Source organism: Pseudomonas sp. GM74, from assembly GCF_000282455.1.
Lineage (GTDB): Bacteria > Pseudomonadota > Gammaproteobacteria > Pseudomonadales > Pseudomonadaceae > Aquipseudomonas.
The window spans coordinates 82905-89927 of sequence record NZ_AKJG01000155.1; the positions used below are offsets into that span (position 1 = coordinate 82905).

The window sequence follows — 7023 nt, forward strand, 5'->3', positions numbered from 1 at the left end:
CATCAGTCACCGTCGTTGGCGTTGAAGCCCAGTTGGATGCCCAGCGCCTTGGCCAGGTCGGCCTCGTGCAGGCGGTGCACGACGTTGAGGCTGTCATACAGCTCGTTGAGTCGCTGGCGGCCGGCCTCGTCATTGAGCATGTCGGTCAACGAGCGCTGGTTGCCGGCGAACAGTTTCAGCGAGGCGGCATAGGCGGCGTCGATCTTGTCGGCCAACGGCTTCTGTTCGCTCGGCAACAGTCCGCGCAGGCCTTTGTTGTCCACACCTTCCCAGACCGTTTTGGCGGCCGCGAGGCTGGCTTCCAGGCTGGTCAGGGAGGCCTGGCTACGCCATGCATCGGCCTGGAACGGTTGCGGCACGCCCTTGCTCTGTCGGCCCATTGGCGTGCCGAGTTTTTTCTTCAGGGTGTCGATGGCGGTGACTTGCACGCGTAGCAGGTCGGCGATCGCTTCGTGGGAGTCCGCATAGCGCTGGTTCGGGAATTTGCTCATTTGCGCGAGCATGCCGTCGGTGTTGTTCCAGGTTTGCAGAATCTCTTCGGCCAATTGCTTCTGGCGTTCACCGATGGCGACCAGCAGCGGGCAGTATTTGCTCTTCTGCTCAGGGTTGGCCACGTCAGGCTTGCTGTCGAACAGAATGTATTCGTAGGCCGAGAGACCCTGTACCACAACGCTGGACTTGGTCAGGGCGGCGGCATCGATTTGCGGCTGGGCGGTGACCAGTTGCTCGACCTGACGGCCGACCAGGTTTTTCTTGTCCGGCCAGAATTGCACTTGCCACGAACGGTTGCCTTCGGCCAATGGCCCGATCAGCAATGGTTGCAGCTCGGCCCAGGCTTTTTGTGCATGCAGGAAGTCAGCACGGGCGGTTTCCAGGTTTTCCTTGCCTTCGCAGTAGGCGAGGGCGCTGACCGCCAATTGACGATCGGCTTCAACCCAGCGGGTGTAGGTCGGCAGGATCACCGACTTGGCGATGGCCGCCGACGTGACCGCTTGCGGGTCCTGGGGCGAGCAGGCGCTCAGGGCGAGGGCGGCAAGGCTGGTGAACAACAGTTTGGGACGGAACATGTCGGGCTCCCGCGAGTGGAATGCGTGTTAAAGGGAATTCAGGAACGCCAGCAGCGCGGCGCGTTGCTCGGCATTGAAAGACAAAACCTGTTGCTGCGCCGCTTGTGCCTCGCCGCCATGCCAGAGCACGGCTTCGAGCAGGTTGCGGGCGCGGCCGTCGTGCAGGAATTGGGTGTGGCCGCTGACCGCTTGTGTCAGGCCGATGCCCCACAACGGCGCGGTGCGCCATTGACGGCCGCTGGCCTGGAATTCGCTACGGTTGTCGGCCAGGCCGTCGCCCATGTCATGCAACAGCAGATCGCTGTACGGGCGAATCACTTGATTGGCCAGTTCAGGTTCGGCGGCGTTGGCGGCGGTGGTGTATTTCGGTGTGTGACAGGACTGGCAACCGGCCTGATAAAACAAAGTCTTGCCGGCCAGCACTTCTGGCGCGTTGACGTCACGGCGGGCCGGAACGGCGAGGTTACGGCTGTAAAACAGCACCAGGCGCAGGATGTTGTCGCTGACTTCCGGCTCGCCATTGGGGCCGTTGCCACTGGGTGCCTGTTTGCAGGCCGTTTGCGCGTCCGTGCAGTCATCAAAGGGTTTAAGGCTGGTCGTGAGCCCCATATCTCCCGAAAACGCGTGGACATTCTGTTGATTGAGGTTCGGTTGCCCAGCTTTCCAGCCAAATCGTCCCAGTACGGTCTTTTGCCGGGCGTCATCCCAGACCCGGTTCGGTTGCCCGCTGATGCCGTTGTTCGCCTTGGCCTGTGCTTGGGCATTGGCCAGTATCGCCTCGTCGGGAATCGCTTCGAGCAGGCCCAGGCCAATCATCGGCGGCGCTACGCGGGCCGAGAAACGGGTGTCGGGGTGCATCGGGCCGTAGCCCAGCTGGGTGATGTTCAGCCTTGGTTTGCGCAGCTCGACTTCGGTGCCGTCCTTGAAGCGAATCGGCACGGCGGTGTAATCGACCCGCACTTTGCCTTCGGGGGCCACGCCGGGGACGGCCATGTCCTGGAACTGGCCGCCGTAGACGGGCTCCGGCACCACGCCGAGCTGTTCGATGACCTTGGCATACGCCGGGGCGTCGGGAATCGACAGGCGTACCAGCATCGACACAGCATTCACATCGTCGGGAGTCGGCGGATGGCCGCGACCGTCCTTGATGTGGCAGCCCTGGCAGGCATTGGTGTTGAACAGTGGACCGAGGCCATCGCGAGCGGTCGTCGTCGACGGGGCGATCACCCAGGGGCTGCGGAAGAAGCTGTTGCCGACACTGAAATCCACGCGCCGTGACGGCGGCAGGTTCGCCGAGGGCATGGAAAACGCGTTCTGATCGGTCTTGCGCACCGTCGCACTGCCGCCGGAGCGGGCTTCACCGGGTTCGGCCCGGGTGAATTTCGGGGCGTCATCGCAGGCACTCAGGCCCAGGGCCAGAAACAGCGCGGACAAGCGAAGAGGCAGCGAGGGCATCAGATATCCTGCAAGACGAGCAAAACGAGGGCGCAAAGTCTAACAGGGGATGGGAATTTGAATAAGAGGAATTATCGTTTGCTTGATGTGGGGCAGGGTTTTCACTTGAGACCGCGGCGCAGCCATCGCGGGCAAGTCACGCTCCCACAGGGATTGGAGGTGTACACAGAGGCAGTGAACGCCAGCGAACCTGTGGGAGCGGGCTTGCCCGCGATGGGGCCATCAGCATCACCCAACGATCAGGCAAAAAAAAGGCGACCCGAAGGTCGCCTTTTTCATTCAGCCAGCGTTGATCAGAATTCGTGATCAGCGTTGTCCGGGTTCAGGTCGTTGATGCCCAGTTTGCCAGCGGCGGCTTCGATCGAACCGGTCTGCTTGACCAGGGAAGCGATGGCGTCACGGACGATCTGGTTGCCTGCGGTGTTGCCGGCAGCGATCAACTGGTCGTAGTGCTCACCCTTGTTGGCGTGGTCGACCATGACCTGAAGCTTGGCTTCGGTGGCGGCCAGGTCGTCTTTGAGCGCGGTGTCGGCAGCCGGATCGGCCTTCGCCACCAGGGACGACAGGCTGGCGCCGGTCATTTTGGTGCCGTCGACACGGGTGTATTCACCCAGGTACACGTTACGAATGCCCTTGGCATCGTAGAAGTGCGAGTTGTGGGTGTTGTCGCTGAAGCAATCCTGTTCGTCTTCCGGGGAGTTGGCTTCCAGGGAAACCTTCATGCGCTCGCCCGCCAGTTCGCCCAGGGACAGACTGCCCATGCCGAACAGCATTTTGCGCAGGCCGGTTTCAGCCGGTTCCGCTTCCAGGGTGGCGCGGTAGTTGTCGGCCACGTTCGGCTTCCAGTTACCGACCATTTCTTCCAGGTCGCTGACCAGCAGCTGAGTTACGGACTTCAGGTAGGCACGACGACGATCGTTGTGACCGCCGGTAGCGCCTTTGCCTTCCAGGTAGTCCGAAGCCGGACGGTTGCCGGCACCAGGGCCGGTACCGTTCAGGTCCTGGCCCCAGAGCAGGAATTCGATGGCGTGGTAGCCGGTGGCGACGTTGGCCTCGGAACCGCCCAGCTCGTTCAGGCTGGCGAGTTTTGCCGGGGTGATGTCCTTGACATCGACCTTGTCTTCGCCGATCTGCACTTGAGTGTTGGCAATGATGTTGGCAGTGGCGCCAGGGTTGCCCAGGGCGTGTTCGTAGGATTTGTCGACGTAGTCGATCAGGCCTTCGTCCAGTGGCCAGGAGTTCAGCTGACCTTCCCAGTCGTCAACGATGGTGTTGCCGAAGCGGAACACTTCGCTCTGCAGGTAAGGCACGCGAGCGGCAACCCAGGCAGCCTTGGCGGCTTTCAGGGTGTCGTCGTTCGGTTTGGCAAGGAAGGCGTCTACGGCGGTTTGCAGGGTCTTCGCGGTGGATTCGGCATCGCTGTAAACGGCGAAAACGATGTCGGCGTAATGGGCGACAACGGCTTTGGCGGCGGCTTCGTCGACTTTACCGGCAGCGGCAGGCGCAGCGGCTGGAGCAGCCGGGGCAGCCGCAGTGCTGGCAGCTGGCGCGGCAGCTTTTTCTTGGTCTTTGCCTTCGCCGCAACCGGCGAGGGAAATAGCGATGGCCAACAGACTGGCGGTAGCCAGAGGCATACGAATCATGGCGAACATCCTGCTTCGATAGGGGTGGAGTCGTGCTTGCACACGCAAAACTGCGACATAATGCAAATCTTTCGCATTATGTGTAAAGGGTTGTACCTGTAAATATTTCTTATTCAGCGGGTGTTTTGCTGCAAATCAAAAGACCGCAGCCTTGTAGCAGCTGGCGAAGCCTGCGTTCGGCGGCGCAGCCGTCGTGAGATCAGGCACCTCGGTGTGTCAGGCGAACTGCGTCGTCAGGGTTTACGACGGCTGCGCCGCCGAACGCAGGCTCCGCCAGCTGCTACAAAGGCTGCGTTGTTTCAGAGGATGGCCGCATTGCTGCGTTGGGCCTGCTTGAGGTAAACGCCCAGTTCCCGTGCCGGCAGCGGCTTGCTGTAGTGATAGCCCTGACCTTCGTGGCAGCCTTCGGAGATGATGTAGGCCTCTTGCTCGGCGGTTTCCACGCCTTCGGCAATCACCTGCATGCCCAGGCTCTTGCCCAGCTGGATGATGGCGCGAACGATGGTCGCATCGTCGTCGTCATCGAGCAGGTCCTGGACGAAGCTCTTGTCGATCTTGATCTTGTCCAGGGGCAGGCTCTTGAGATAGCTCAAGGACGAATAGCCGGTTCCGAAGTCGTCGATGGCGATCAGCGCGCCGGAGCGGCGCAGGCTGAGCAAGTGCTGGGCCGCGGTGCTGATGTCTTCCATCAGGCCTGTTTCGGTGACTTCCAGCTCCAGGCTGCGCGGTGGCAGGCGGTACATCTGCAGCAGGTTGTTGACCACCCGTGGCAGTTCGGCGTGGTGCAATTGAACCGTAGACAGGTTCACCGCCATGCGCAGGTCGGAGAAGCCCTGGTCATGCCATTCGCGTAGTTGTTTGCAGGCCTGGTCCAGCACCCATTCGCCGATGGCAATGATGGTACCGTTCTGTTCGGCCAGCGGGATGAACAGGTCCGGCGGCACCATCCCGTGCTCGGGGTGTTGCCAGCGAATCAGGGCTTCGACGCCCACCACGCGGTTGTCGCGGTAGCTGATCTGCGGCTGGTAGACAAGGTAGAACTGATTGCGGATCAACGCATCGCGCAGGTCTTTTTCCAGCTCGCGGCGGCGGCGCATTTCGGTGTCGACGCTGGCGATATAGAACTGATAGCGGTTGCGTGAGCGGGTCTTGGCCAGCGTCATGGTCTGCTCGGCCTTTTGCAGCAATTTCTCGGTGCTGTCACCGTCCTCGGGGAACAGGGTGATGCCGATGGTGGCGCGCAGGCGGATTTCCTGATGGTCGAGGGCAAACGCCGCTTCCAGGTCATCGAGAATGCTTTGCGCCAGCTCGGCGGCTTCGTAGGGCTGCTCGATATCGGCCTGGACCAGGGCGAACTGGTCGCCACCGAGGCGGGCGAGGGCGCCCAGGCGACCGCTGTGACCGCGCAGGCGATCGGCCAGGGCCAGCAGCAACTGGTCGCCGGTCTGGTAGCTGAACTGCTCGTTGATGCCCTTGAAGTCATCGAGGCCGACACACAGCACCGCGACCCGGCGCTGCAGTCTGCCGGCGTCGATGAGGATCTTGTCCAGTTGCTGCTGCAATTGCTGGCGGTTCGGCAGCCCCGTCAGGAAATCGTACTGGGACATGCGCAACAGGCTGTTTTCCGCTTCGTGACGCAGATGGGTATTGCGTTCGATGGATTCGAGCAACTGGTTGGCGGTATTGATCCAGATGCCCAGTTCGTTATTCTCGTGCCCCTTGAGCAGCGGAATCTTGTGCTCGCTGGGACGATCCGGATTGATTTCCGTGAGGTGCTCGATGATCCGCGACAGCGGCTTGGTCAGCAGCCAGTGGTAGACCAGGTACAACACCAGTCCCATGGCGAGTGCGCGCAGGACGCCCGAGATGAAGATGATCACCGAGCTGACAATGAACCCCTGGCCATAGTTGGCGGTATCTAGGGTGATGCTCAGGTCGCCGTAATACTCGCTGTAGGGCCCGCGGCCGACCAGTTGGGTGGTGAAGGTGCGTTCCTTGCCAAGAATCAGGTCGGTCAGCCAGCGACTGTTGGAGTGCTGCAATTCGCGGGTTTTTTGCGCGAGCATGGCTTCATTGGGATGGCCGATGGAGGCCTTGCGCACGGCTTCGTCCTGAAACAGGCCTTCGATCACCTGCATGCCCATTTCCCGGTCCAGGCTGTAGACGGCCTGGGTCGAGGGGTCGCGAAACATGTCGAGGATCCGTTCGGCATCGCTGGCGACGGCCTGGCGTGTTTTATAGGCATCGAACACAATCTGTGCGCAGCTCAAGACCACGCCGACGATCAATGCCGACAGGAGCACGACCCGGAGCAACTTCACCGACAAGCTGTTCTTGAGTTCCAGCTTCAAAGGGTTATTCCTTGTTCCGTGCGGGTAGCATCAAGTTGCCATGAGTATTGGCAATCCCGTGATGGCAGTCAAAGGGACAATCATCCTTGGGGGATTTTGCCTGCAGCTTGGCCGATTTGCAGTTGTCCTGGCGAGTTAGCCTATTAGCACTGTGTCGGTTGTCGAGTCCTTCAACTTGAGGGGCGAGGGTGGAGATATTTTCCTTTTGTTTGATGTTAGCCGTCTGTGGCGGTGGGGCAAGGGCTGGACGGTTTGTTTCATCGTCGGAAAATGACTTGGATTCTGTGGGTTGGTTTGGATTTTTAACCGAGTACATATCCGTTTCTGCGGTAACGGCGGCTTATGGTTTCGCCCTTACGGCGAGTCCCTTTTGGCAAACGCCCGGAGTGCCGGCCCAGCCAAAAGTAACCAAAAGGTCTCGCCCCTTACGTACGGCCCCTCGCTGTGGCTCGGGGTTCCTTCGCTCCGGTGTCCATCCGGGGGCATTGCCCTCCGGTCGGCTTCGCT

Annotated in this window: 4 protein-coding genes; all 4 read right to left on the reverse strand. The window is 60.9% G+C overall.

What is annotated here, in order from left to right; all coding sequences use genetic code 11:
- Nucleotides 1–2 precede the first annotated feature (2 nt).
- The 4 genes from PMI34_RS02870 to PMI34_RS02855 all read right to left on the reverse strand — a co-directional run bounded on the left by PMI34_RS02870 (nucleotide 3) and on the right by PMI34_RS02855 (nucleotide 6516).
- A complete protein-coding gene (locus PMI34_RS02870; protein ID WP_008053549.1) occupies nucleotides 3–1067 on the reverse strand; it encodes an imelysin family protein in 1065 nt (354 codons plus the stop codon).
- Nucleotides 1068–1094: 27 nt separating this feature from the next.
- Nucleotides 1095–2522: a di-heme oxidoreductase family protein gene (locus PMI34_RS02865; protein WP_008053554.1), complete on the reverse strand. Its 1428-nt coding sequence runs from the start codon at nucleotides 2520–2522 to the stop codon at nucleotides 1095–1097.
- Nucleotides 2523–2815: 293 nt separating this feature from the next.
- Entirely contained in the window at nucleotides 2816–4165 is a 1350-nt protein-coding gene (locus PMI34_RS02860) for an imelysin family protein (RefSeq protein ID WP_008053555.1), read from the reverse strand.
- Between the two features lie 299 nt (nucleotides 4166–4464).
- Nucleotides 4465–6516, reverse strand: coding sequence for a putative bifunctional diguanylate cyclase/phosphodiesterase (locus PMI34_RS02855; RefSeq protein ID WP_008053557.1), 2052 nt, complete (start codon nucleotides 6514–6516; stop codon nucleotides 4465–4467).
- Nucleotides 6517–7023: the final 507 nt, after the last annotated feature.

Coding starts and splice junctions, on each gene's coding strand:
- PMI34_RS02865 (WP_008053554.1), bottom strand. CDS start 2,522: ATGCCCTCGCTGCCTCTTCGCTTGTCCGCGCTGTTTCTGGCCCTGGGC.
- PMI34_RS02860 (WP_008053555.1), bottom strand. CDS start 4,165: ATGATTCGTATGCCTCTGGCTACCGCCAGTCTGTTGGCCATCGCTATT.
- PMI34_RS02870 (WP_008053549.1), bottom strand. CDS start 1,067: ATGTTCCGTCCCAAACTGTTGTTCACCAGCCTTGCCGCCCTCGCCCTG.